Raw genomic sequence first — 26,209 nt, forward strand, 5'->3', positions numbered from 1 at the left:
CCGCGCCGCGCCTCGCGGCCGGTCGCCGGCCCGCCCGCGGGAGTGAGATGGTCAGATGCCCGCACACCACGGCGGGCCCGACGAGAGCGAGACCGTGAGCCACGACCCCCTGCAGCCCGACCAGGTCACCGCCGTGCGCCGTGAGGTCGAGGCGCGCCTCGACGCGATGGTGGCCGACCTGACGACCTACGCGAGCCTCGAGACGCCGTCCGACGACGTCGACCTGCTCGAGGCGGGGCTCCGCTGGATCGAGGAGTGGCTCGGCGACACGGTCGGTCCACCGGCCGACCGCCGGGTGCACGTCGTCGAGGGCTTCGGCGACACGGTCACCCTCGACTACCCGTCGCCGTCGGGGTCGACCGAGTGGGTGTCGGCCCTGTGCCATTACGACACCGTGTGGTCCGAGGGCACGCTCGCCGACTGGCCCGTGACCATCGAGGGCGACCGCATGACCGGCCCCGGCGTCTTCGACATGAAGTCCGGGCTGATCCAGCTCGGCAACGCGCTGGCGATCGGCGACCGCCTGGGGCTGCCCCGCCCGAACGTCCGCCTGCTGCTCAACGGCGACGAGGAGGTCGGGAGCATCGCGTCGCGCGAGGCGATCGAGCGAGAGGTCGGACGAGGAGGCGCGGTGTTCGTCTTCGAGTCCGCCGCCGACGGCGCCGTCAAGACCGCCCGCAAGGGCGTCGGCATCTACGAGGTGGAGGCCTTCGGGGTCGAGGTGCACGCCGGGCTCCACCCGCGATCGGGTGCGAGCGCCGTCGACGAGATCGCCCGCGCCGTCATGACGCTGCACGCCGCCGCCGACTTCGAGGCGGGCACCTCGCTCAACGTGGGAGTGCTGCAGGGCGGCACCCGCACCAACGTCAAGGCCGGCTACGCGCGGGCGATGGTCGACGTGCGCGTCACCTCGTCCGCCGAGGCCGAACGCATCGAGCGGGTCTTCGCGGCCCTCACGCCCCACGACCCGGCGGCGTCTCTGAAGGTCACGGGAGGCTGGAACCGTCCACCGATGGAACGCTCGGCCGCGACCGGTGCGCTGTACGAACGCGCGGCCCGGGTCGCCGCGTCGCTCGGCTTCGAGCTGCGCGAGGTGTCGGTCGGCGGCGCCAGCGACGGCAACTTCGCCGCCGCGCTCGGGCTGGCCGTGCTCGACGGGGTCGGCGGCGTCGGCGGCGGAGCGCACGCCCGCCACGAGTGGATCAGCGTGCGCGGAATGGTCGAGCGCACCGAGTTCGTCAGCGCCCTGCTCGCCGACCTCGCCTGACCACCCGCACCCCCACCGCAGCGCACCGCCCCGCACCGCACCGCCGAATGGACACCACGCCGCCGCACGACACGGCGCCTTGTCCACTCGGCGGTTCGTTGCGGCGGCGCCGCCGGCGACCCTGTGCGAACAGGGCACCCTCACGACCACGACGCCGAGGCGCGACCCGGCCGCAGCGGCACCCCGCCACGGCGCACGATCGCCGCCAGTCGCCGCGGATCGAGCACGTCGTCGATGTCGCATCTCTCGATGCGTCGGACCCGGCCCGTCCCCAGCAAGCGAGCCTCGCGCTTCTTCTCACGTCGAACGACCTCGGCCGGGGACGAGCCCGCGAGCAGGCGAGGGTCCGAGTACTTGCCGAAACCGTCGAACTCGAGCACGAACCCGAATTCTGCGAAGAAGAAGTCGCATCGTCCGACGAATCCCCGGGCGTCGGAGAACTCCTCCTGCAGGATCGGCTGAGGCGCGCCGAGCCGATGCAACACGACCCGCACGAGCGACTCCCCGCCATTCTCGGACAGGGGCGTGGCGAACGACACCGCTCGCTCGAGTGCCAGCTCACCCCGTCGTCCGACCGTGCGGTCGCCCATCGCCCCGAACCGGAGCCGGAACTCGTCACGCAGATCGTCGACTCGGGTGCGCATCTCGATGGCCCTCGGAAGCCGCCCCGCGACCATGAGCCGACGACGCATCACACCGTCGAGACAGAGGACGCCGTCGTCGAACCCGGATGACTTCGCGACGTCGAAGGCGGTGCGCAGCTCGCTCGTGACCAGCAGGTCGCCCACCGACTCGACCTCATCGTCCTGGAGACGGACCGCGTGTTTGACGAGGACCGGCGTGCTCTGGGTAGAGGCCCGGCGCCGGTCGATCACGTGCACCCGGCGCGGGTCGCCCTGGACGCTGGGCAGCCCGTGTACGGCGACGGCCGACCCGTGGGACACGACGCAGTCGGCGGGGAGTGCGGACACGGCGGCCCGCACCCGGACGACGTGGCGACGCCAGGGCCTCAGCCGGCCCCAGTCCTCCGTCGGCACGTAGACGCCTCGTTGGACGCGGACGAGACGCCCCGCGGCGGCCTCGTGTCGCAGGGCGCGCGCCTCACGTGACTGCGCACCCGGCGTGGCGGAGAAGATCAGATCGGGGAGGTCGTCGTCCATCCGTCGATGCTCGGCCGTCGATCGGACCCGGCCGCGCCTCCAGAGCCTTCCTGTGGACGACCGCCCGCCTACCGCATCATGTGGACGAGACGACCTGTGTGCGCCGAGAACCGCCGAGTGGACAGCACACCGCCGCATGACGCGGCGCACTGTCCACTCGGCGGTGTTCGGCACCGGCGTCAGGCGTCGAGCGTGAAGTCGTAGACGCCGGCGTCGAAGCGGGCGTAGCCGGGATAGTCGATCAGCTCGTACAGCTCGGCCCGGGTCTGCATCGACGGCACCTGCGACTCGAGCGTGCCGTCGGCGACCAGTGCGTCGAGCGCCCGCGACGCGGCACCCATCGCGGCCCGCATCAGCGACACCGGATGGATCACCATGCTCACCCCGACGTCGTGCAGCTGCCGGTGCGTGAAGAGCGGGCTCTTGCCGAACTCGGTCATGTTGGCGAGCACGGGCACGTCGAGCGCCGAGCAGATCGCCTCGAACTCGCCGAGGTCGGCCATCGCCTCGGCGAAGATCGCGTCGGCGCCCGCGTCCACCAGGGCGCGAGCACGGTCGATCGTCGCCGCGAGCCCGTCGAGCGCCCGGACGTCGGTGCGCGCCATGATCACCAGCGCGGGGTCCCGTCGGGCGTCGACCGCGGCCCGGATGCGACCGGTCGCCGTCGCCGCGTCGACGACCTGCTTGCCGTCGAGGTGGCCGCAGCGCTTGGGGTTGACCTGGTCCTCGACGTGCAGCCCGGCCACGCCGGCGGCCTCGAGCGTCTGCACGGTGCGGGCGATGTTCATGGGCTCGCCGAACCCGGTGTCGGCGTCGACGAGCACGGGCAGGTCGGTCATCGACGCGATCTGACCGGCCCGGGTGGCGACCTCGGTCAGCGTGGTGAGGCCGATGTCGGGCAGCCCGAGTTCGTTGGCCATCACGGCACCCGACACGTAGACGCCGTCGAAGCCCTTCTGCTCGATCAGCCGGGCGGTCAGCGGGGTGAACGCCCCCGGGAACGTCAGCGTGCGTTCGTCGGCCAGCCCCGCCCGGAACGCCGCACGCTTGTCGGCCGGCGACACCGTCGAGTACAGCATCAGAACAGCCCGCCCGGCTGGGCGGCCGCACCCGCCAGGGCGTCGGGCGCGACGATGCCCAACTGGCGCACCTCGTCCGGCGTCAACGAGGGGAGGCGCGTGGCCAGGTCGACGAACCGCTCGACCTCGGCGTCCGGCAGCACTCCCTCGGCCAGCGTGCGGAACTTGCGCACGTAGTCCTCGCGTCCGAAGGGCCGCGCCCCCAGCGGGTGGGCGTCGGCGACGGCGATCTCGTCGACGAGGGTCGTGCCGTCGACGAACTCGACCTCGATGCGACCGCCGAAGGCCTTCTCGGCAGGATCGGTCGAATGGTAGCGGGCCGTCCAGGCGGGGTCCTCGGCCGTGGTGATGAGCTGCCACAGCTCGACCGTGTCGGGCCGCTGCGCCCGGGCCGGGGCGTAGCTGCGCTCGTGGTGCCATTCGCCGTCCTGCAGGGCGACGGCCACGATGTACGGGATCGAGTGGTCGAGCGTCTCACGGCTGGCCGTGGGGTCGTACTTCTGCGGGTCGCCGGCGCCCGAACCGATCACGACGTGCGTGTGGTGACTGGTGTGCAGCACGATGCCGCGCACCTGCGACGGGTCACGCAGCGCCGGGTGCGAACGACCGAGCCGGCGGGCCAGGTCGATCCACGCCTGGGCCTGGTACTCGGCCGAGTGCTCTTTCGTGTAGGTGTCGAGGATGCCCCGCTTCGGCGCGCCCGGTGTCGGCAGGGGCACGTCGTAGGACGCCCCGGGCCCGTCGAGCAACCAGGCGATCACGCCGTCCTCTCCCTCGTAGATCGGGGCGGGACTGCCCTGCCCGCGCATCGCCCGGTCGACGGCCTCGACCGCGGCCTTGCCGGCGTGGGCGGGGGCGTAGGCCTTCCACGACGAGATCGCGCCCTTGCGCGACTGCCGCGTGGCGGTCGTCGTGTGCAATGCCTGGCCGATCGCCTGGTGCACCACGTCGGTCGGGAGCCCGAGCATCGTGCCGAGGCCGGCCGCGACCGACGGGCCGAGGTGGGCGACGTGGTCGATCTTGTGGGCGTGCAGGCTGATCGCGCGGACGAGGTCGACCTGCACCTCGTAGCCGGTGACGATCCCGCGCAGCAGGGCCGCCCCGTCGAGTCCACGGTGCTGCGCCACGGCCACGAGGGCCGGGATGTTGTCGCCGGGGTGCGAGTACTCCGCCGCGAGGAACGTGTCGTGGAAGTCGAGCTCGCGCACGGCGACCCCGTTCGACCAGGCGGCCCACTCGGGCGAGACGGGGTGCTCGGGCGCGACGCCCGTGACCTGCGAGCCCGCGCCTCCGGAGGTCGGCGGGTGCGCGAGCGCCTGGTCTCGCGCGACGGCGACCGGTGCGCGCAGCAGCGACGCGGCCGAGACCGCGGCGTTGTCGATCAGGCGGTTGATCACCATCTCGGTCACGTCGTCGTCGACGGGTGCGTCGTCGGTGGCGAGCGCGGCGAGGCGCCAGGCGAGTTCGTCCTCGCGGGCCAGCAGCTCGTCGCTGCGGTGCACCCGCACCGTGTGCACGACGAGGTCGGCGGCCGGGGTGCCGGGCCCGTCCGGCCCGCCCGGGGCCCCGGACGAGGAGGCGCGGGTCGCGTCGCCCCCGCCGCTCGCCTCGGTCGTCGCCCCGGCGTCGTGTGCGTGCTCGGACCCCTGCTCGTGCTGCGTGCCCATCGGCCACCCTCTCTGGTGGGGCGGGCGTCGTCGCGGCCCGCCGTGCGCCGTCGTCGGTGACGGCCGTGTCGTTGCCGACCAGTCTCGCATCCCGCCCACGTCAGACCCCCGGAAGTCGCCGAGACCCCCGCGCGCGCACGGGGGTCTCGGCGAGTTCCTGGGGTCTCGAGCTCAGAGCACGCTCTTGGGGACACGGTGCAGCGTGACGGCGCCGACGGCGTCGAACGGGTGCAGCGGATCGGGGGCGACCGAGCCGGTGGGGCCGCCGAGGCGCGAGTGCCCGACGGCGCTGAGCACCGCGTACGCGTCGCCGCGCGACCAGCCGTGGTCGTCGACCAGGAACGCGAAGGCGTCCTCGTAGCCGCGGCGGATGCTCTCCTGGACCGGGTCGCCGAGGCCGATGAAGATCCAGTCGTCCGCGGTCTCGATGCGTGGCGCCCGCAGTCCGATCCCCGGCACGAGGTCGATCGAGACCACCGCCGTGCCCTCGGCCTCGATCGCCACGAACGACGACTCGCCCTCGGCCATGATCGCGTGGACGTCGCCGATCGACAGGTACGCGCCCTCGACCATGACGGGCAGGTAGACCGTCGAGCCGACCGTGTTCTCGGTGACGTCCATGTTGCCGCCCTGGGCGTACGCGGGCATGATCGTCGAGTTCTCGCCCTCGGCCGGTGCGGTGCCCATGCAGCCGATCATGGGCCGGGCCTCGAACACGTGCCGGTCGGTCACGTGCACCCCGTCGGAGTCGATCGGCACGCGACGGGTGAACATCTCGTCGCCCATCACGTGCTGCAGGGCTCCGGACCCGGGCAGGCTGACCGACCAGCCGTGCTCGATCAGCCGGATCTCGTGCACCGTCACCGCGAGCGCGTCGCCCGGCTTCGCGCCCTCGACGTAGACCGGCCCGGTGACCGGGTTGATCGGCACCGACAGCTTCGCGAGGTCGTGGTGCTCGTGCAGCTCGGCGTAGACGGCGTCGCTCGTCTCGAACCCGATGCGCTCGCCCGTGCCGGGTTCGATGCGCAGGACCGGCGGGACCGTGGCGGTGAAGCCGGGGCGACCGTGCTCCTTGCCGAGGAAGTGGTCGATGCCGTCGACGGCGCTCACGCGTCGCGCCGTTCGGAGTCGGCCGCGGGCACCGATGTGACCGCCGGCTCGTCCGCGCCCTGCCCGAGGGTCGGCGCCGCGCCTCCTCGGCTGCGGTAGTAGAGGAACACGCCCGCGCCGAGCACGAGCCAGACCACGCCGCCGATCTTGGCCTCGGGGGCCGCGTTGACGAGCACGTAGCCGATGATCAGGAACCCGACCACGGGCACGACCAGGTGCAGCAACCAGTTGCGGGACTTCTTCTTGACGACGTAGTGCACGACGACGGACACGTGCAGCAGCATGAAGCCGAAGAGCGCCCCGAAGTTGACGAGCGACGCGATGACGTCGATCTGACCGACGAAGAAGAGCACGAGCACGGCCGAGAGCGCCGACACGACGAGGATCGCGGCCTGCGGGACCTGACGCGTGTTGATCTTCGACAGGAAGGCCGGCAGCTGCCCGTCACGGCTCATCGAGAACAGCAGGCGTGAGGTCGCGGCCTGCGCGGCCATGGCGTTGGCGATGCCGACGGCCAGCACGTTGACGACGAAGAACGCCGTCGCCCAGCCGCTGGTCGAGGCCTCGCGCACCAGGTCGAAGAAGGCGTTGCCGGCCTCCCCCTCGGGGAACGAGTCACGGCCCGCGGCGAGCGCGCTCGCCAGCCAGGTCTGCAGCACGAAGCAGAACGCCACGATGAAGAGGGCGATGATCATGGCCTTGCCGGCTCCGCCGCGCTTGCCCGTGCTCTCCTCGGCGAGGGTCGAGATGCCGTCGAAGCCCAAGAAGCTCAACACGGCGATCGAGAGCGCCGAGGCGATCAGCGGCGCGGTGACCTTGCTCGAGTCCCAGACCGGATCGGTGGTGAACTCGGCGCCCGGGATCGTGCCGCCGTTCAGTGCGGTCACGGCGATGATGACGAAGATCACGATGAAGACGACCTCGATGGCGAGGAACACCCGGTTCATGAGCTTGATCGAGCTGATGCCGAGCAGGTTCACCGCGGTGTTGATCGCCACGAAGATCAGGGCCCACATCCAGCGGGCGGTGCCGGGGAAGATGCCGATCATCGACTCGGCCGCGAAGACGTAGAGCAGCGTCGGCACCAGCAGGTAGTCGAGCAGGATCGCCCAGCCGGCGAAGAACCCGGCCACGGGGTGGATGCCGCGCCCCACGTACGAGAAGACCGACCCGGCCAGCGGGATCGACTTCGCCATCTGCGCGTAGGCGAGCGCCGTGAAGATCATCGCGACGAGACCGACCAGGTAGACCAGCGGCACCATGCCGGACGAGGCGTTGTAGACGGTGCCGAAGATCGCCCAGGGCGCGATCGGCACCATGAAGATCAGGCCGTAGATCAGCAGGTCGACGGTCGAGACCGACCGCTTGAGTTCTTGCTTGTAGCCGTACTGCTCGAGCTGCTGCTGGTTGCTCAGCTCACCGCCGGAGGCGGCCTTCGTGGGCAGGGACATGGTGTGCTCTCTCGCTCGGGTGGGGATCGGGGCGGTGCGGTGGGGTCAGGAGGCGCGGGTCGCGTCACGCAGGCCGTCGTGCGTCGCGAGGAAGGGCGCGACGACCGCGCGGAACTCCTCGGGCTGCTCGAGGTGCGAGCAGTGGCTGGCGCCCGGGAACACGTGCGACCGGACGTCGGCGATGCCGTCGACGAACGGCTGCCAGGTCGCGGGGGTGGCCTCGTCGAACTCGCCCGCGACGACGAGGGTCGGCGCGGTGACGGACGGCAGACGGTCGACGATGGTCCAGTCACGCATCGTGCCGATCACGTGGAACTCGTTCGGCCCGTTCATCGTGTGGTAGACGGTCGGCTCGGCCTCCATCTGCTCCTCGCTGTCGACGAAGTCCTGCGGCATGGGCACCACGCGGCAGACGTGACGCTCGTAGAACACCTGGGTGGCGGCGAGGTACTCGGGGTCGGTGGTCGTGCCGTCCGTCTCGTGCCGGGCCAGCGCCTCCTGGGTGTCGGTCGGCAGCTGCGCGCGCAGCTCGCCGGCACCCTCGACCCAGAGCCGCATGGAGGCGGGCGAGTTGCAGATCGCCAGGCTCGCCAGCCCGGCCGGTGCCGTCACGGCGATCTCGGCGCCGAGCATGCCGCCCCACGACTGCCCGAGCAGGTGGTACCGCTCGAGGCCGAGGTGCGCGACGAGGTTCTCGAACTCGGCGACGAACAGCTCGGGTCGCCAGAAGCCGACGGGGGCGTCGGGCAGGTGGGTGCTCCGGCCGCAGCCGAGCTGGTCGTAGTGCACGACGGTGCGACCGGTCTCGTCGGCGAGGGCCTCGAGGTTGCGCAGGTAGTCGTGGGCCATCCCCGGGCCGCCGTGCAGCACGACGAGGGGCAGCGCACCCTCGCGCGGCTCGTCGGGCGTGGTGACGCGGTACCAGGTCTCGGCGTCGTGGAAGGGGGCGGTGCCGGTGGTGATCGTGGACATGCCGGTGAGCATGCACCCGGCTAAGGTCTCGCGACAAGACCTTTAGCGATGCCTTAATCTGCCTGTAACACGACGAGACCTCGTCCGCGCGGCGGGCGGCGGGTCGGGACGCCGGGACGGGGACGCGATGGGCCAGGACGACAGCCGGGGAGGCGCGGGCGGCGCACGCTCGGACGTCGCGACCGACGGCGCCCTCGGTGGCGCTCTCGGCGCTCCCCTCGCCCCCACGACGCGGGTCGACGACATCACCGACCGCCTCGTCACGGCCATCACCATCGGCGAGTACCTGCCCGGCTCGCGCCTGCCCGCGGAGCGAGACCTCGCCGCCTCGCTGCGGGTCGGGCGCATGACCGTCCGCGCCGCCCTCGCCCGACTGGTCGACCAGGGGCTGATCGTGACGCAACGCGGACGCGGGGGCGGCTCGTTCGTCCAGGCGCCGCCTCCGGGGGTGGGCACCGACGTCGTCCGCCGCACGCTCTCGGCGCGCTGGTCCGACCTCCGCGACACCAGCGAGGCGATCAGCCGCCTGCACGGCGTCGTCGCCGAAGCAGCCGCCGAGAACCGCACGCCGGCCGACGTCGAGCGGCTGCACGACCGTCTCGAGGGCTACCGCGAGGCGCCGTCGGGGCTCGCGTCGCAGAAGGCCGACGAGGCCCTGCACGTCGCGATCGCCGAGGCGGCGGGCAACGCCACGTTGCGCGGCGTGCTGTTCGACCTCGAGGCCAGGGTGAGCATCTCGGCACCGGCGCACCTCTGGGGCGGACCGGACGGCATGCGCGAGATGGAGCTGCGCGCCCTCGCCGACCACGAGGCACTCGTCGTCGCGATCTGCGACGGGCGGGCGGCGGACGCCGCGGGCATCGCCCGCGAGCACGTCAAGATCGACCTCGAACTGCTCGAGCGCGAGCTCGGCCGCGCCGACGCTGCCGACCGACGCCTCGGCCATGACAGGCTGGGCGGGTGAGCGAATCGACGACGAACGACACCACCGAGCCACCCGCCTGGTGGACGACCGCGACGGTCTACCAGATCTACCCGCGCAGCTTCGCGGACTCGAACGGCGACGGTGTCGGCGATCTCGGCGGTATCCGGCAGCGGCTCGGACATCTGCACGACCTCGGGGTCGACGTGATCTGGCTGTCGCCGATCTACCGCTCGCCCCAGGCCGACAACGGCTACGACATCAGCGACTACGACGACGTCGACCCCTCGTTCGGCACGCTCGGCGAGTTCGACGCGCTGCTGGACGAGGTCCACGCGCTCGGCATGAAGCTGGTCATGGACCTCGTCGTCAACCACACCAGCGACGAGCACTCGTGGTTCGAGCAGGCCCGGTCCTCGCGCGACGACCCGAAGCGCGACTGGTACCTCTGGCGCGACCCGCTGCCCGAGGGCGAGGGGACGGACGCTCCGGGAACGCCCGGGGCCGGCACGTACCCGACCGCGTGGCGGAGCGCCTTCAGCGGCCCGGCCTGGACCCTCGACGAGCGCACCGGCCAGTACTACCTGCACATGTTCGCGTCGAAGCAGCCCGACCTCAACTGGGAGAACCCCGACCTGCGCCGCGCCGTCTTCGACATGATGAACCGCTGGCTCGACCGGGGCGTCGACGGTTTCCGCATGGACGTGATCAACCACATCGCGAAGGAGCCCTCGTCGCTGGCGCCGGGCGCGTCGCACTTCGTGATGGGCGGGCGCATCCACGACCACCTGCGCGAAATGCACCGCGAGGTCTTCGCGCACCGCACCGACCGCGAGCTGATCACGGTCGGCGAGATGCCGGGCGTGACCGTCGACGACGCGAGGCTGTTCACGGCGGCCGACCGGCACGAGCTCGACATGGTGTTCCAGTTCGAGCACGTCGGCCTCGACCACGGCCCGGACTCGAAGTTCGACAACCGTCCCTTCGACCTCGTGGCGCTGAAACGCTCGCTGTCGCGCTGGCAGGACGGACTCGCCGACCAGGGGTGGAACAGCCTCTACCTCGGCAACCACGACCAGCCCCGTTCGGTGTCGCGCTTCGGCGACGACGGTCGGTACCGGACCGAGTCGGCGACGTTGCTGGCCACCGTGCTGCACCTGCACCGCGGCACGCCGTACGTCTACCAGGGCGACGAGATCGGCATGACGAACGCCGGCTTCACCTCGATCGAGCAGTACCGCGACATCGAGTCGATCAACTGGTACGACGAGTCGGTCGCCGCGGGTGCCGACCCCGAGGTCCTGCTCGAGGCGCTGCGCTTCCGCAGCCGTGACAACGCGCGTACCCCGCTCCCGTGGTCAGGAGGCGCGGCGGCGGGATTCAGCACCGGCACCCCGTGGATCGAGGTGGTTCCGAACCACGACACCGTGAACGTCGACGCCGACCGTGCGGCCGGCGACCGCTCGGTGTTCGAGCACTACCGTCGCCTGATCGCGCTGCGGCACGAGTCGCCGGTCGTGGCGCTCGGGTCGTTCGAGCTGCTCGCCCCGGACGACGAGCGGCTGTACGCGTTCACCCGCACCCTCGGGGACGAGCAGCTGCTCGTGCTGGCGAACTGGTCGGGCGAGCCGTACGAGCTCGACCCCGCCCTGCACCCGGCGCTGCGCCGCCGGTCGGTGCCGCAGGTCGTGATCGGCAACGTGCCCGGCGGGGCCGGGCTGACGCTCGCCCCCTGGGAGGTCCGCGTCCTGCAGGCCTGACCCGCGCCTCCCCGGAGGCGCAGGTCCCTCACGCCCGCCCCGCGCCTCCCCGCGGGCTCGCATCGCACCGTCGGCCGAACGTCGCACCGCCTCCGTTCGCGGTGCGACGTTCGGTCGACGGTGCGACTCGGGCCCCCGGGAGGCGCTAGCGTCGGCGAGGTGAGCGATCCCGACGACGCGCCCGCGCCTCCCGACGACCCGGCACCCGCCGACCCCGCACCGACCGAGCTCCCGCACGGCTGGGTGCGCATCGGCGAGCGCCGCTGGTGGTCGACGTGGGTCGGGGCGACGACGGCGTTCGCGTTCCTCGCGGCGATCCAGGCCGTCCAGTTCTTCTTCCGCATCGCCGAGATCGGCTTCCGGTGGGATCTCGCCCTGTTGGTGGCCGTCGGGGTGACGGTCGGGATCTTCGCGCTGATCACGGTGATCCGGAACGCCCGGGCCCCGCAGCCGTGGATCGACCTCGACTCGGGGCAGTTGCGCGCCGGCACCCGCCGACCTATCCCCTTGGTCCAGGTCGATCGGGCCGTCCTGACGACGGCTCCCGTCGGGACCGGCGGTCGGGTGCTCGTCCTCCGGCTGACGGCCGAGGAGGCGCGGGTCGAGTTCATCCTGCGCGACCGGCAGGACGCGACCCTCGACCCGATCTCGACCGCCGTGTTGGCGGAGGCGCTGCGCCGCACATCCGTCGCCATGCCGACCTCGATCCACGACCCGAGCGGCCGGTTCGCCCGCTACAACTTCCCCGGGCACGTCGGCCGCGACGACGCCGTCGCCCTCGTCGAGCACCCGCCCGCCGCCGGGGACCCGCTGCCCGCGGCCTGGTGATGGTGGCCTGGTGACCGGTTCACCCTCGAGCGCCCTCGTCCGCGAGCACGTCGCACCACCGTCGTGTCGTCGAACCACGCGGGAAGGTGGCTCCACGACGCGACGGTGGTTCGACCTCACCAGCGGGCCGGGCCCTCAGCGCTTCCAGTACCCCGAGAACGTGATGCGGTTCTTCGGCAGCCCCGCCGCGTGCAGGTGCCGCCGCCCGCCGGTCGCCAACGCGGACTCACCCACGACGTAGGCGTAGGCCCGCGGGTCGGCCGCCGACCGCGACAGCAGCGCGGCGAGCGCCCCCTCCCCCGGCAAGACACCGGCACCGGCACCGGGACCAGCACCGGCACCGGCACCGGCACCGGCCTCGCCGCCGCCGAGCCCGCGCGCGTCGAGCTCGTCCCGCACCACCCACGTCACCTCGACGCCGTCCGGCGCGTCGAGCGGGCGCACGTCCGCCCGGGTCGGCACCTCCTGGATCACGGACCCCACGGAGGCGCGGTGCAGTGACCGCACGATCCCCTCCGTCCCCGGCAGCCCGGTCTCGTCGGCGACCAGGTGGATCTCGGTCGCGTCGTCGGGTGCATTGAACAGCACGCCCTGGTCGAGCAGGCCGAGGGCGTCGCCGGGGCGGGCGGCGCAGGCCCAGATCGCCGCGCCTCCTTCGAGCTCGCCCGACTCGCCGCGGTGCAGCACGAAGTCGATGTCGAGTTCGGCGCGCGACGCCCCGGCCGCACCCGCACCCGCGCCCGCGCCGGTGTCCGCACCCGCACCCGCACCCACCGAACCCGCCGGCCGGAACTCGCGCACCGTGTAGTTCGCGCAGTGCGGCCGCTCGGCCTCGGGGATCGCCAGGTACTGCGCGTACCAGAGCGAGGTCGTGGCGCGCGGCAGCCGCAGCGTGTCGCCGCCGGGTACCGGCAGGAACAGCCGGAACCACTGGTCGAAGCCCATGTCGCCGAACTCGTGCAGGTCGTCGCCGACGACGGTGACGCGCTGGAAGCTCGGCGAGACACGCTCCGAGCGCAGCACCTCGAGGCGGTGCATTCGGGGTTCGGCGGGCTTGACGGGCGGGCGGCGGGTCGACATAAGGTAAGGCTAACCTAACGAACCGCGGGCCGCATCCGGTATCGACGACCACGCCCCCGACGGGCACGCCGACGTCGAGCCACCCGCCCGACCCGCCCGACCTGCACGACCCGCGACAACGCGCCGTGCCCCACTGCTCCACCACGATCCGAAGGAGACCCGTGTCCGAACAACACGCGTCCGCACTGCTCACCACCGCGACCGCCGACGAGTACGAGCGCCTCACCGGCGCCGCCGTCGCCCGGATCGCCGACCGCTTCCGCACGACGCGCCAACCCTTCTCGGGCGAGAACCGTGCGCACCTGCAGCGCCTCGTCGACGCCGTCGACCTCGACGCCCCGGGCACGGGCACCGACGACGCCCTGCGCGAGGTCGACGAGCTCTTCACGGCGAACGCCGTCTGGTTCCACGACCCCGCCTACCAGTCGCACCTCAACTGCCCGGTCGCCCTGCCCGCCGTCGCCGCCGAGGCCGTGCTCGCCGCGGTGAACCCGTCCGTCGACACCTACGATCAGTCGGCCGTCGGCACCCTGATCGAACGTCGGCTCGTCGACTGGACCGCCGGGCGCATCGGCTTCGATCCGGTCACCCGCGACGGCGTCTTCACCTCGGGCGGCACGCAGTCGAACCTGCACGCCCTGCTGCTCGCCCGCGAGCACGCCACGGCGCGCGCCCGCGACGAGGCGACGGCCGAGGAGGCGCGGCTGCGGAACGCGGCCGCCGCCGGTCACCGTCCCGTCCCGCGCGTCACGGCGCTGCACGACCTGCTCGGCCGCATGGTCGTGCTCGCCACCGCCGAGAGCCACTTCAGCGTGCAGAAGTCGGCCCGACTGCTCGGGCTCGGCGAGGACGCCGTCGTGACCGTGCCCACCGACGACGCCGGCCGGATGCGGCCCGAGGCCCTCGCCGTCACGCTGGACGCCCTCGGTCAGGCCGGACACCTGCCGGTCGCGGTGGTGGCGACCGCCGGTACGACCGACCGCGGGTGCCTCGACCCGCTCACCGCGATCGCCGAGGTCTGCGACCGCACGGGCGTCTGGCTGCACGTCGACGCCGCCTACGGTGGCGGGTTGCTCGTCTCGCCCACGCGTCGACACCTGCTCGACGGCATCGAGCGTGCGCGGTCCGTCACCGTCGACTTCCACAAGACGTTCTTCCAGCCGGTGTCGTCGAGCGCGCTGGTCGTGCGCGACGGCCATGACCTCGACCCGGTCGCCTGGCACGCCGACTACCTCAACCCGCTCGCCGACCCCGAGCCGAACCAGGTGTCGAAGTCGCTGCAGACCACCCGACGGTTCGACGCGCTCAAGCTCTGGGCGACGCTGCGTGCCCTCGGCGCCGACGGCGTCGGCGAGCTGGTCGACCGGGTGATCGACCTCGCGGTGCAGGCCCACGACCTGTTGCGCGGCGACGACGAGTTCGTCCTGCTCGCCGAGACCCAGCTCAGCACGGCGCTGTTCCGCTGGCAACCGGCGGAGGTCGACGACGCGACCGCCGACCGGCTCGTGCCGCTCGTGCGACGCGTGCTCTTCGAGTCGGGGAGGGCGATCGTCGCGAAGACCGTCGTCGACGGACGGCCCTGCCTGAAGCTGACGCTGCTCAACCCCGACGCGGGTCCCGACGACGTGAGCGACGTGCTCGAGCTGGTCCGCGCCTCCTCGTGGGCTCTGCTCGAGGACGACGCCACCACCCTGGTCGCCGCCGGGACGGAGGCCGCCCGATGACCGCCGCCACGACCGCGGCGCCCGCAGCCGCCACCGCAGCCGCAGCCGCAGCCGCGCCCGACGCCAGCCCGCGCCTCCACGACCTGGTCGGCATCGGCCTCGGCCCGTTCAACCTCGGCCTGGCCGCCCTCACCGACCCGCTCGACGACGTCGACGCGGTGTTCCTCGACCAGGCCGACGGCTTCGCCTGGCACCCCGGCATGATGATCGAGGGCGCGACGATCCAGGTGCCGTTCCTGGCCGACCTCGTGACGATGGCCGACCCGACCTCGCGCTTCGGCTTCCTGAACTGGCTGAAGACGACCGGGCGGCTCTACCCGTTCTACATCCGTGAGGACTTCTTCCCCCTGCGGGCCGAGTACGACGCCTACTGCCGGTGGGTCGCCGACCAGCTCGACACCCTGCGCTGGGGTCGTCGCGTCACGAGCGTCGAGGAGCAGCCCGACGGCACGTTCGTCGTGACCTCGCGACGCGGCGCCGACGGGGCCGCAGAGACCTGGCACGCCCGTCACGTCGTGCTGGGGGTGGGCACCGAGCCGCGCCTCCCCGAACCGCTCCGGCGCCTCGCCGACCGGCACGGCCCAGGCGGTCCCGTCGTGCACGGCGCCGACTACCTGGCGGCCCGCGATCGCCTCCGTGCCGCCGACTCGGTGACGATCGTCGGCAGCGGGCAGTCGGCCGCCGAGATCTACCGCGACCTGCTCGACACGACCCGCGTCGGCGACCGCCCGGGGCACCGGCTCGACTGGATCACCCGGTCGCCGCGGTTCTTCCCGATGGAGTACACGAAGCTCACCCTCGAACTGACCAGCCCCGAGTACACCGACCACTTCCACTCGCTGCCGCGCGAGACCCGCGACCGGTTGGGCCGCGAGCAGCGCAGCCTCTACAAGGGCATCAGCGGCGACCTCGTCGACGACGTGTACGACACGCTCTACCGGCTGAGCGTCGACGGGCCCGTCGACTCGACCCTGCTGACCGAGACCGAGCTGGTCGACGCCCGGTGGGTCGACGACGACGAGCAGATCGAGCTCACGCTGCGGCACACGCAGCTCGGCACCACGGCCAGCCGCCGCACCGAGGCGCTCGTCGTGGCGACGGGCTACGCCGCCCGGGTGCCGAGCTTCCTCGACCCGCTCGGCGACCGGGTGGACCGCGACGACCTCGGCCGCCTGGCCGTGGCGCGCGACTACTCGATCGACGGCGGCCGGGGCCGGCTCTTCGTGCAGAACGCCGAGGAGCACACCCACGGCCTCACCGCCCCCGACCTCGGCTTCGGCGCCTGGCGGAACTCGAGCATCATCGCCTCGATCACCGGCCGCGAGCCCTACCCCCTCGAACGCCGCATCGCCTTCCAGACCTTCGGCCGGCCCGCCGGGTCGACAGCGACAGCGACAGCGACACCGACCGAGGAGGCGCGGGTCACCCGATGAGCACCACCCACGACATCGAGGCGCTCGCGCCCGCAGCCCCGTCCCGCACCGACGACCGGGCGACGGGCGTGGCGTTCTCGCGCCGCGCCTCCTGCGGTCTCGTCACGATCGAGCCGTTCGCCGCCGACCCCTACGCCGTCTGTCTGCGCCGCTGGCTGGCGCACCCGGCATCGGCCGCCTGGCAGATGGCGGGCCTGAGCACCGACGAGGTGCGCGAGTACCTCAGGGCGATCGACGCCGACCCGCACCAGCAGGCCTGGCTCGGCCGGGTCGACGGCGAGCCGACGTTCTTCGTCGAGACCTACGACCCGGCCGAGGTGCTGCTGACCGAGGTGCACGACGCCGAGCCGGGCGACGTGGGCATGCACCTGCTCGTCGCCCCGCCCCGGGGGCAGCGCGTGCACGGGCTGACCAGTGCGGTGATGGCGAGCGTCGTCGACTTCGTCTTCGCGATCGAGCAGGCGCGGCGGATCGTCGTCGAGCCCGACGTGGCCAACGACCGCATCGCGGCGAAGAACGACGAGGTGGGGTTCCGGGCGCTCGGCGAGGTCGAGCTGCCCGACAAGACGGCGCGGCTCTCGGTGCTGACGCGGCACGACCGGGCGGCGGCGCACCTCGCACCCGGGCCGATGGAGTGGGCGCACCGGCACCTCGTGGCCAAGGCGCTGAGCGAGTTCGCCCACGAGCGGCTGATCGCCCCGGTGAGTGACGACACCACCGCGACCGACGACTCCTGGCTGGTCTCGCTCGACCACGACGGCCACCACGTCGACTACCGCTTCGCCGCCCGCCGGCAGGCCCTCGAGCACTGGGCGGTCGACGAGACGACGGTCACGCGCACGGTCGACGGCCGCCCCGAACCGCTGGACGCCCTCGCGTTGATCGTCGAGCTGGACGACCTGCTCGGCATCCCCGAGTCGTTGCTCACCACCTACCTCGAGGAGGTCTCGTCGACCCTGGCGAGCGCCGCCTACAAGCGTCACCGAGGCGGTCCGACCGCCCGACAGTTGGCCACCGCGGACTTCCAGACCGTCGAGTCCGCCATGACCGAGGGGCACCCGGGCTTCGTCGCGAACAACGGACGCATCGGTCTCGGACTCGACGAGTTCCACGCCTTCGCGCCCGAGGCCGCGGCGCCCGTGCGACTGGTCTGGCTGGCGGCCCGCCGGTCGGTCACGCACCTCGCGCTCGGCGCCGGGCTCGACGAAGGGTCGCTGTGGCAGGCCGAGCTGGGCTCCGCGACCGTCGCCCGGTTCGACGCGACCCTCGCCGCGAAGGGACTCGACCCGGCGGCGTTCCACTTCCTGCCGGTCCACCCGTGGCAGTGGCAGCACCGCGTCGCGATCTCGTTCGCGCCGGACGTCGCCCGACGCGACCTCGTGCTGCTCGGCGAGGGCGACGACACGTACCAGGCGCAGCAGTCGATCCGTACGTTCGCGAACCGCAGCCGGCCCGACCGGCACTACGTCAAGACGGCGCTGGCGATCCAGAACATGGGCTTCGTCCGCGGTCTCTCGCCGGCCTACATGAGGCCGACGCCCGCCATCAACGACTGGGTGCACGACCTCGTGCTCACCGACGCGACCCTGCAGGAGGCGCGGTTCCGGGTCCTCAGGGAGCGCGCCTCCGTCGGCTACACCGGTGACGTCCACCACCGGACCACGACCTCGTCGCCGCACCGCAAGATGATCGCGGCCCTCTGGCGCGAGAGCCCGGTGCCGTTGGTCGGGCCGGGCGAGCGGCTGGCCACGATGGCGGCGTTGCTGCACCGGGACGGCGCCGGCGACGCGCTCGCCTCGGCGCTCGTGAAGGCCTCCGGGGTGTCGGCCGAGGACTGGCTGCGGTCGTACCTGCACGCGTACCTGCGGCCGGTCGTGCACTGCCTGCGGGCGCACGACCTGGCGTTCATGCCGCACGGCGAGAACGTCATCCTCGTGCTCGAGGGCTGCGTGCCGACCGCGGCGTTCATGAAGGACATCGGCGAGGAGATCGTCGTCGTCGCCCCGCGTGAGGTCCCCGAGGCCGTGCGGCGGACCGTGCACCCGGTCGACGATCGCGAGAAGGCGCTGGCGGTGTTCACCGACGTCTTCGACGGGGTGTTCCGGCACCTGGCCGCGATCCTCGACGGCGACGGCGTGCTGCCCGCGGCCCGGTTCTGGGCGCTCGTGGCCGAATGCGTCGACCGGCACGCCGACGAGCACCCGGGCCTGCCGGGGTCGGTCGACCTGCGGGCGGCACGCTTCGACCACTCGTGCCTGAACCGGCTACAGCTGCGCGACACCCGACAGATGGTCGACCTGGCGGCGCAGTCGTCGTCGCTGATCTACGCCGGAACGCTGGCCAACCCGATCGCGCGGTGACCCCGTCGGGCCTCGAGGCGGAGGCGGTCGGGCCGCCTCCGCTCCGGGGAGGTGGTGGCCGATTCACGGTCGGCCACCACCGGGTCCGCGTGTGGCCACGGGCCGCGCGGGGACGCCGCCGGTCACAGGGGGAGAACCACCGGCAGCGGGTCGAGCAGTTCCGAGGACGGTACCGCCGTCGAGTTGCTCGCGTTTCAAGATACTCTTCGAAAGAGGAGACTGCAAGGGGGCGGTGGCGGTCGCACCGGGTGACGGGTGATTCGAAGCTCGTACAACTCACTCGACGAGGTATCGTGGGGGTCCGTGGCGTCCGTCGCCGCGCCTCCTCGTCTTCGCTCCGTCCTCGCGTCGCCGTCCCGCCAGCAGAGAGCCCACCATGTCCGACGTCTCGCCCCAGCCGCCCGCCGGTTCCGCCCCGCCCCTCGACGCCGAGGGCCAACTCGACGTGACGCTCGTGCTCCAGGCCTACGCGACCTTGCAACGACAGGGCGAGCGCGTGCAGAAGGTCGTCGCCGACCACTTCGGCATGGGTACGACCGACCTCCGCTGCCTGACGTTCATCGCGACGGACCACGACACGACCCCCAAGCGCGCCGCCGAGTTCCTCGAACTGTCGACCGGGGCGACCACGAGCCTGGTCGACCGACTCGAGAGCGGCGGCTACATCACACGCCAGCCGCACCCCTCCGACCGACGCAGCGTGCTGCTCGAGCTGGCCCCGGCCGGCCACGAGGCGATCGACCAGATCCACGACTTCTACCGCCGGGCGTTCCGCGACGCGGTCGACCCCAACCACCTCGACTTCCTCGCGGCGGCGATGCGCGCGATCGGCGACTCGCTCACGCGCGCCGCGGCCGGCGACGACGCCGTCGCCTGACCAGCCGCCGGACCAGACGCCACATCGGTGGTCGCCCGACCGGCACCGGCGCGGGCAGCCGGTCGTAGGGTGGGCCGATGACCCCCTCGGACGTCCTCGTCGAAGCCTTCTCGCGCCTCCCCGCCATCGCCGTGCGGGCGGTCGCCGACCTCTCGGTCGACGACCTCGCCTGGCGCCCGGATGACGAGGCGAACACGATCGCCTGGCTCGTCTGGCACACCGCCCGAGGGCAGGACGTCCAGATCGCCGACCTGGCGGCGTCCGACCAGGTCTGGACGGCCGACGGCTGGGCCGAGTCGTTCGGGCTCCCGTTCTCGTCGGCCGAGATGGGCTACGGCATGTCGCCGTCGGACGTGGCCGCGGTGCGCGTCGACGCCGAGCTGCTGGTGGGCTACCTCGAGGCCGTCACGCTGAGGACGCGCGGCTACCTGGACGACCTCGACGGCGCCTCCTACGACGACGTGGTGGACGAGGCGTGGGACCCTCCGGTCACCGCCGGCGCCCGCCTCGTCAGCATCCTGAACGACTGCGTGCAGCACCTCGGCCAGGCCTCGTACGTGCGCGGCCTGCTCGACCGCCGCTAGCCGCGCCGGCTGCCGCCCGCCGCCGCGTCGCGACACCCCGAGCGGCGACACCGCGGCACCACCGAGTGGACACGACACCCGCGCATGACGCGGTGTGATGTCCACTCGGCGGTGTCGTGTGGTCCTGCAGGCCGGCACCGCGCCCCCGGGGAGCGCTCGCTACGCCTGTACGCCCGCGAGCTCGTCGATCAGACGGTCGCCCGAGCGGGCCTCGATCATCTCGGCGTCGATCTCGGCACGGTCGAGCAGCTCTTCCATGCGACGGCGGCGCTGGCGCGTGATGAGCGTGACGACGGTGCCCTCCTTGCCGGCGCGACCGGTGCGGCCGGAACGGTGCATGTAGGTCTTGTACTCGTCGGGCATGTCGGCCTGGACCACGAGCTCGATGTCGTCGACGTGGATGCCGCGGGCGGCGACGTCGGTCGCGACGAGCACGTTGACCTTGCCGCTGGTGAGCAGCTGCAGGTTGCGCGTCCGGCGGGCCTGGTTCAGGTCGCCGTGCAGGCTCGTCGAGCGGATGCCGGCGTCCTCGAGCTGGTCGGCGAGCTGCTCGGCGAAGGCGCGGGTGCGGGCGAAGACCAGGGTCTTGCCGCCGCCCGACGCGAGCTGCTCGATGACGGCCGTCTTGTCGCGCTGCTCGATCAGCAGGACGCGGTGGTCGATCGTGGCGCTGGCCTGGTCCTCGCCGGCGACCTCGTGCACGGCCGGGTCGACCAGGAACTCGTCGACGAGCTTCGCCACACCCTTGTCGAGGGTGGCGCTGAAGAGCAGCTTCTGGGCGCGTGCGCCGTCGGGCCGGACCGTCGCGGTCTCGCGGATGATGCGCTGCACCGGCTCGAGGAACCCGAGGTCGCACATGTGGTCGGCCTCGTCGAGCACGGTCACGACGACCTCGCTCAGGTCGAGGCGGCCCTGGTCGATGAGGTCCTCGATGCGTCCGGGGGTGCCGATGACGATGTCGACGCCGCGGTTGAGCGCACCGACCTGACGCTGCTGGGGCACGCCGCCGTAGACCTGCGTGGTGAACAGGCCGACCGAGCGGGCGATGGGCTGCACGGTGCGGTCGATCTGCATCGCGAGCTCGCGGGTCGGGGCGAGGATCAGCGCACGGGGCTTGCGGCCCATCTTGCGGTTCTTCGCGCCGTTGTTCTCCATCAGCTTCTCGACCAGCGGAGCGCCGAAGGCGATCGTCTTGCCCGAGCCCGTGCGGCCACGGCCGAGCACGTCACGACCGGCGAGCACGTCGGGGATCGTCGCGGCCTGGATCGCGAACGGAGCCGCGGCACCCATCGAGGCCAGCTGACGCTCGATGTTGTCGCCGAGGCCCAGGTCGCCGAAGCTCACGCCCTCGACGTCGGCCGCGGTGACGACCTCGGCCTTGAGCTTCTCGAGCTTGACGTCGTCCTCGGGCGAGTAGTGCGTGGCCGCGTCGCGCTTCGGGTAGAAGTCGCTGCCGCGGCCGGCGTCGCGCGCCGGGCGGTCGGCGCGGTCGAAGCTGCGGGGGGCGCGGTCGTCACGAGCCGGGCGGGCGTCGCGGTCGTAGCTGCGCGCCGGGCGGGCGTCGCGGTCGAAACCACCGGAGGCGCGGCCACCACGCTCGGGACGGTCACCGTACGAACGCTGAGGCCGGTCGTCACGCGAGCGGTCGTCACGAGCCGGGCGGTCGCTTCGGTCGTAGCTGCGGGGGGCGCGGTCGTCACGAGCCGGGCGGTCGCTTCGGTCGTAGCTGCGGGGGGCGCGGTCGTCACGGGCCGGGCGGGCGTCGCGGTCGTAGCTGCGGGCCGGGCGGTCGTCGCGGGCAGGGCGGTCCGAGCGGTCCCACGAACGCGGTCCGCGGTCGGAGCCGCGGGCGGCGTCACGACCACCGTCGCGACCGTAGCCGCGGGCGGCCTCGCGGCCACCGTCACGGCCGAAGCGAGGGGCGGCGTCGCGGCCACGCTCGCCGTTGCGGCTGTCGAAGTCCCGGTTGCCGAAGCGGTTGCCGCCGGTCGACTTCTCGCGGGGCTCCCAGTTGGGGCGGCGGTCGTCGGAGCGGGCGGCGCCGGGGGCACGGTTGCCGCCACCGTCGCGGGTGCCGAACTCGCGGCGCCCACGGTCGGCGCGCTCACTCGCGTCCCAGCGCTTCTTGGGGGCCGGGGCTCCGGCCTCGTCGGCGCGGTGACCGCGGTGCTTGGGGCTCTTCGAGCCGGCCTTGGGCGCGCCACCGGTGCGGTCGGTGCGTGGGCGTGAGTTGTCGTAAGGAGACATGGAGGAGTTCTTTCCGGGCTTGTCAGAGATGACGCGAAGAAATACCCGGGCAGCCATTGACCAGGACCGTTCACAATCGTGAATTCATCCCGTCGTGATTCGACGGGAATCCGGCCCACAAGACTTACAAACCCTCGTGCTGTTCAAAGCTGTGCATGATCGGCACCCGCAGGTGCCGATGTGCTCGCGCCACAGGCGCGGTGTCTTGAGCCGACCCACCCACGATACCCGAGCCTCCCCGGAACCGGAAGCCCCGCCTCCTCGGCGGCCGGCGTCGACGGGCGTCACCTCCGGCCGAACGGGCGGGTTCGTATCGGACGGGCCGCCACACCCGCCCGTCGACCACGAACTCGCCCGTCGAGGCGATGCCGGTTCTCGACCTGCCCGGCGAGGGCCGCCCCGGCACGCCGGCCGAGGTCACACCCGGGTGGCAGCCTCCCCCGCTTCAGCCTCCTCAGCCTCCGCCGCCCGGCGGTCGGCCCGGCGTTCGCCGATGCGCTCGTACAGGTAGTAGATGACCGGGAGCACGACGAGGGTCAACAGCGTCGACGACACGAGCCCGCCGATCACGACGATGGCGAGCGGCTGCGAGATGAAGCCGCCGTGCCCGGTGACCCCGAGCGCCATGGGAGTCAACGCGAAGATCGTGGCCGCCGCTGTCATGAGGATCGGGCGCAACCGCCGCGACGCCCCCTCGAGCAGGGCCTCGCGCACCCGCAGGCCCTTCTCGCGGTACTGGTTCACCAGGTCGATCAGCACGATCGCGTTGGTCACCACGATGCCGACCAGCATGAGCACGCCGATCAACGACGCGACGCCGAGGGGTACGCCCGAGGCCAACTGCAACAGGATCGCGCCGGTCGCGGCGAACGGGATCGACACGAGCAGCAGGATGGGCTGGATCAGGCTGCGGAACGTCGCCACCATCACGATGTAGACGATCAAGATGGCGATCAGCACCGCGAGCCCGAGCTGCGAGAACGCGTTGGCCTGATCGGCCGTCGCCCCGCCGATGGTGGCGTCGGTGCCCTCGGGCAGCGTCACGGACGCCACGGCGTCCGAGACCTCGGTGCCGGCGGCCGACAGATCGTCGGTCGACGGTGTGATCGTGACCGTCGCCGAGCGCACCGCGTCGGTCGTCGTGACAGAGGTCGGCCCGGTCGTCTGCTCGACCGTCGCGATCGAGTCGAGTCGCACGGGCCCGGTCGGGCTCGGCAGCTCGAGGGCCTTCAGCTCGTCGATGGTCGCCGGCGGGGTCGGGTCGACCGTGTAGACGTCCACCGAGCTGTCGTCGATCTCGAGCGACCCCACCCGGAACGGCTGGATCGCCTGCGACACGATGCCACCCACGGCGACCTCGCTGTACCCGAGGGCCGCGGCGGCGGCGCGGTCGACCCGCACGCCGATGATCGGCTGGGCCGCCTGCAGGTTCGAGCTGGCCTCGGCGGTGCCGGGCAGCCCCTGAACCTTCTTCAGCACGGCGTCCGTGGCGGTCTGCAGGCTGTCGGGGTCGGGGGCCGTGACGTCGACGGTGATGTCGTTGCTCGTGCCGAATCCGCTCGAGGCGGACACCTCGATCTCGCCCGCGTCGGTGACGTCGTCCAACCGGGATCGGACGTCGGCCTGCAGGGCGTCCTGGTCGACACTCTCGTCGGTGGTGATCGAGTAGGTGACCGTGCTGTCGCCCGTCCCGCCGAGGAAGCTCGCGATCGACGTGCCGCTGGACCCGATGGTCAGCTGCACCGTCTCGATGCCGTCGACGCCGTCGAGCACCTGCTCGACCTGGTCGGCCGCGTCGGACTGCGTCTGCAGGCTCGAGGCGGGCGGCAGGGTCTGCGTGACGGTGAAGGTGTTCTGCCCGCTCGCCCCGAGGAAGTTCGTCTTCATGAACGGGATGACGGCACCCGTGCCCACCAGGACGAGCAACGCCACGAGGATCGTCACGACCGGCCGTCTCAGGGTTCCCCGCAGCACGGGGACGTAGGCGCGACGCAGGCGGTCGAGCGGGCGGGCGTCGGACGGGTCGGAGGCGCGGGTCGTCAGCGACTCGAGCGTCGCGCCCTCGACGGCGGCGGCCTCGCCACCCGGTGCGTGCTTGTGGGGCCTGGGCGCCCGCAGGAACCAGTACGCCAGCACGGGGACGATCGTCAGCGCGACGAAGAGCGACGCCACGAGGGCGATGGTGACCGTCAGGGCGAACGGCCGGAACAGCTCGCCGGTGATGTTGCCCACGAACGCCAGGGGCAGGAACACCACGACCGTCGTGACCGTCGACGCGGTGATGGCGCCCGCCACCTCGCGCACGGCGACCTTGATCGCCTCGAGTCGGTCGACGCCCGCGGTGAGGTGCCGCTTGATGTTCTCGATGACGACGATCGAGTCGTCGACCACGCGACCGATGGCGATCGTCAGGGCGCCGAGGGTCAGGACGTTCAGCGTGTAGTCCGCGGCCTGGAGCCCGATGAACGTGATGAGCACGCTCGTCGGGATGCTGATGGCGGTGACGACGGTCGACCGGATCGACAGCAGGAAGACCAGGATGACGATCACCGCGAAGACGAGGCCGAGCAGCCCCTCTTCGGCGAGGGCGTCGATCGACTGCTGGATGAACGGCGCCTGGTCGAACACGACCGTCAGCTCCACGCCGTCGCCCAGGTCGGACGCGAGGCTCGGGATGGCGTCGCGGACGGTCTGCGACACGTCGACGGTGTTGGCGTCGAGGGTCTTGGTGATGGCGACCGTCAGGGCGTCCTGCCCGTCGACCCGGCTGATCGAGGTGACGGGGGCACCGGTCAGCTGCACGTCGGCGACGTCGCCGATCGTGGTGGACGCGGTGCCGCCGAGCAGCGGAAGGGCACGGATCTCGTCGACGCTGGTGAGCCGTTGGCCCGCCTGGATCGAGAGGGTCGTGCCGTCTTGCGTGATGGTGCCGCCGGGGATCAGCGTGCCGTTGGCGTCGAGGGCGTCCTGGAAGGCGGCGGTCGTCAGCCCGGCCGCGGCGAGCGCCGTCCTGTCGGGCGAGATGGTGACGCGCTGACCGGCGTCGCCGTAGATCGAGGCCTCGCGGACTCCGTCGAGTTTCTGCAGGTCGGGCACGGTGATGTTCGTCAACCGGTCGACGAGGGCTTGCGAGTCGGCGGAGTCGTAGCCGGTGACGGCGATCTGGATGACCGGCAGGTCGGCGAGGCTGCCCGTGACCACCTGCGTGTCGACGGAGTCGGGCAGTGTGAGCCGGTTGATCGCCGACTGGATCTTCTGCTCGGCGGAGTCGAGGTCGGTGCCGTAGGTGAACTCGGCCGAGACCGTGCTCTGCGATGTGCTCGAGGTCGCCGAGGTGCCTTCGAGCCCGGGGATGATCTGGACGGCCTGCTCGATCGGCGTCGACACGTCCTCGTTGACGACCTCGGGCGTGGCGCCCGGGTACGAGCTGACGATCGCGATCTGCGGGAACTGCACGTTGGGCGCGAGCTCTTGCTTGAGCGAGGTGAGGGCGATGCCGCCGAAGACGGCGACGACGATGGTGACGAGGGCGATCAGCGCGCGGTTGCGCAGGCTGAAGACGGACAGCAGGTGCACGGTGCTCCGGTGGTGAGAGGGAGAGCGAGGGAGGCTGGGCGGACGACGTCCACCGCGCCTCCATTGTCACCAGCCTCTCTGGGAACTGGCGGGGGCTTCTCCTGCGCTGTGC

At 72.1% G+C, this 26,209-nt stretch carries 18 protein-coding genes; 9 read left to right on the forward strand and 9 right to left on the reverse strand.

The window, feature by feature from the left end; translation table 11 throughout:
- Positions 1–55: 55 nt before the first annotated feature.
- Complete coding sequence (locus EDF50_RS13990; RefSeq protein ID WP_199738804.1) at positions 56–1,267, forward strand: M20/M25/M40 family metallo-hydrolase; 1,212 nt, start codon at positions 56–58, stop codon at positions 1,265–1,267.
- A gap of 140 nt (positions 1,268–1,407) precedes the next feature.
- Here the strand turns inward: EDF50_RS13990 and EDF50_RS13995 are convergent, their stop codons facing one another.
- From EDF50_RS13995 to EDF50_RS14020, 6 genes are all read right to left on the reverse strand, one after another.
- Positions 1,408–2,427, reverse strand: a complete 1,020-nt coding sequence (locus tag EDF50_RS13995; RefSeq protein ID WP_123520124.1) for a hypothetical protein — start codon at positions 2,425–2,427, stop codon at positions 1,408–1,410.
- A gap of 179 nt (positions 2,428–2,606) precedes the next feature.
- Positions 2,607–3,506: a methylisocitrate lyase gene (gene prpB, locus EDF50_RS14000; protein ID WP_123520125.1), complete on the reverse strand. Its 900-nt coding sequence runs from the start codon at positions 3,504–3,506 to the stop codon at positions 2,607–2,609.
- On the reverse strand, positions 3,506–5,173 hold the full coding sequence (locus EDF50_RS14005) for an MmgE/PrpD family protein (RefSeq protein ID WP_123520126.1): 1,668 nt from the start codon (positions 5,171–5,173) through the stop codon (positions 3,506–3,508). Before EDF50_RS14005 ends, prpB begins: the two co-directional genes overlap by 1 nt.
- A gap of 171 nt (positions 5,174–5,344) precedes the next feature.
- Positions 5,345–6,283 carry an acetamidase/formamidase family protein gene (locus EDF50_RS14010; protein WP_233570648.1) on the reverse strand — a complete coding sequence of 313 codons (939 nt, stop codon included), beginning with the start codon at positions 6,281–6,283 and terminating at the stop codon, positions 5,345–5,347.
- On the reverse strand, positions 6,280–7,734 hold the full coding sequence (locus EDF50_RS14015; protein ID WP_123520127.1) for an APC family permease: 1,455 nt from the start codon (positions 7,732–7,734) through the stop codon (positions 6,280–6,282). Before EDF50_RS14015 ends, EDF50_RS14010 begins: the two co-directional genes overlap by 4 nt.
- Before the next feature lie 45 nt (positions 7,735–7,779).
- Positions 7,780–8,706, reverse strand: coding sequence for a proline iminopeptidase-family hydrolase (locus tag EDF50_RS14020; protein WP_233570649.1), 927 nt, complete (start codon positions 8,704–8,706; stop codon positions 7,780–7,782).
- Positions 8,707–8,833: 127 nt separating this feature from the next.
- On the opposite strand from EDF50_RS14020, the gene EDF50_RS14025 reads away from it, so the two are divergent.
- From EDF50_RS14025 to EDF50_RS14035, 3 genes are all read left to right on the forward strand, one after another.
- Positions 8,834–9,670 (forward strand): FadR/GntR family transcriptional regulator, encoded by an 837-nt coding sequence (locus EDF50_RS14025; RefSeq protein WP_123520129.1) that lies wholly within the window; start codon positions 8,834–8,836, stop codon positions 9,668–9,670.
- Entirely contained in the window at positions 9,667–11,388 is a 1,722-nt protein-coding gene (locus tag EDF50_RS14030) for an alpha-glucosidase (RefSeq protein ID WP_123520130.1), read from the forward strand. The genes EDF50_RS14025 and EDF50_RS14030 overlap by 4 nt, the downstream gene beginning before the upstream one ends.
- 159 nt (positions 11,389–11,547) lie before the next feature.
- A complete protein-coding gene (locus EDF50_RS14035; RefSeq protein ID WP_123520131.1) occupies positions 11,548–12,216 on the forward strand; it encodes a hypothetical protein in 669 nt (222 codons plus the stop codon).
- Between the two features lie 135 nt (positions 12,217–12,351).
- Here EDF50_RS14035 and EDF50_RS14040 read toward each other — a convergent pair whose 3' ends face one another.
- Positions 12,352–13,296 (reverse strand): siderophore-interacting protein, encoded by a 945-nt coding sequence (locus EDF50_RS14040; RefSeq protein ID WP_199738805.1) that lies wholly within the window; start codon positions 13,294–13,296, stop codon positions 12,352–12,354.
- A 161-nt stretch (positions 13,297–13,457) separates the two neighbouring features.
- Between EDF50_RS14040 and EDF50_RS14045 the strand changes: the two genes are divergently transcribed.
- From EDF50_RS14045 to EDF50_RS14065, 5 genes are all read left to right on the forward strand, one after another.
- Positions 13,458–15,020: a pyridoxal-dependent decarboxylase gene (locus EDF50_RS14045; protein ID WP_233570650.1), complete on the forward strand. Its 1,563-nt coding sequence runs from the start codon at positions 13,458–13,460 to the stop codon at positions 15,018–15,020.
- Positions 15,017–16,453 carry a lysine N(6)-hydroxylase/L-ornithine N(5)-oxygenase family protein gene (locus tag EDF50_RS14050; protein ID WP_123520133.1) on the forward strand — a complete coding sequence of 479 codons (1,437 nt, stop codon included), beginning with the start codon at positions 15,017–15,019 and terminating at the stop codon, positions 16,451–16,453. The genes EDF50_RS14045 and EDF50_RS14050 overlap by 4 nt, the downstream gene beginning before the upstream one ends.
- A complete protein-coding gene (locus EDF50_RS14055; protein ID WP_123520134.1) occupies positions 16,450–18,813 on the forward strand; it encodes a GNAT family N-acetyltransferase in 2,364 nt (787 codons plus the stop codon). Before EDF50_RS14050 ends, EDF50_RS14055 begins: the two co-directional genes overlap by 4 nt.
- A 376-nt stretch (positions 18,814–19,189) precedes the next feature.
- Complete coding sequence (locus EDF50_RS14060) at positions 19,190–19,690, forward strand: MarR family winged helix-turn-helix transcriptional regulator (protein ID WP_123520135.1); 501 nt, start codon at positions 19,190–19,192, stop codon at positions 19,688–19,690.
- A gap of 77 nt (positions 19,691–19,767) precedes the next feature.
- Positions 19,768–20,274 carry a DinB family protein gene (locus EDF50_RS14065; protein ID WP_123520136.1) on the forward strand — a complete coding sequence of 169 codons (507 nt, stop codon included), beginning with the start codon at positions 19,768–19,770 and terminating at the stop codon, positions 20,272–20,274.
- A 159-nt stretch (positions 20,275–20,433) separates the two neighbouring features.
- Here the strand turns inward: EDF50_RS14065 and EDF50_RS14070 are convergent, their stop codons facing one another.
- Positions 20,434–22,521, reverse strand: a complete 2,088-nt coding sequence (locus EDF50_RS14070) for a DEAD/DEAH box helicase (protein ID WP_123520137.1) — start codon at positions 22,519–22,521, stop codon at positions 20,434–20,436.
- A 417-nt stretch (positions 22,522–22,938) separates the two neighbouring features.
- Complete coding sequence (locus EDF50_RS14075) at positions 22,939–26,097, reverse strand: efflux RND transporter permease subunit (RefSeq protein WP_123520138.1); 3,159 nt, start codon at positions 26,095–26,097, stop codon at positions 22,939–22,941.
- Positions 26,098–26,209 lie beyond the last annotated feature (112 nt).

It is taken from the genome of Frigoribacterium sp. PhB24 (assembly GCF_003755185.1).
Lineage (GTDB): Bacteria > Actinomycetota > Actinomycetes > Actinomycetales > Microbacteriaceae > Frigoribacterium.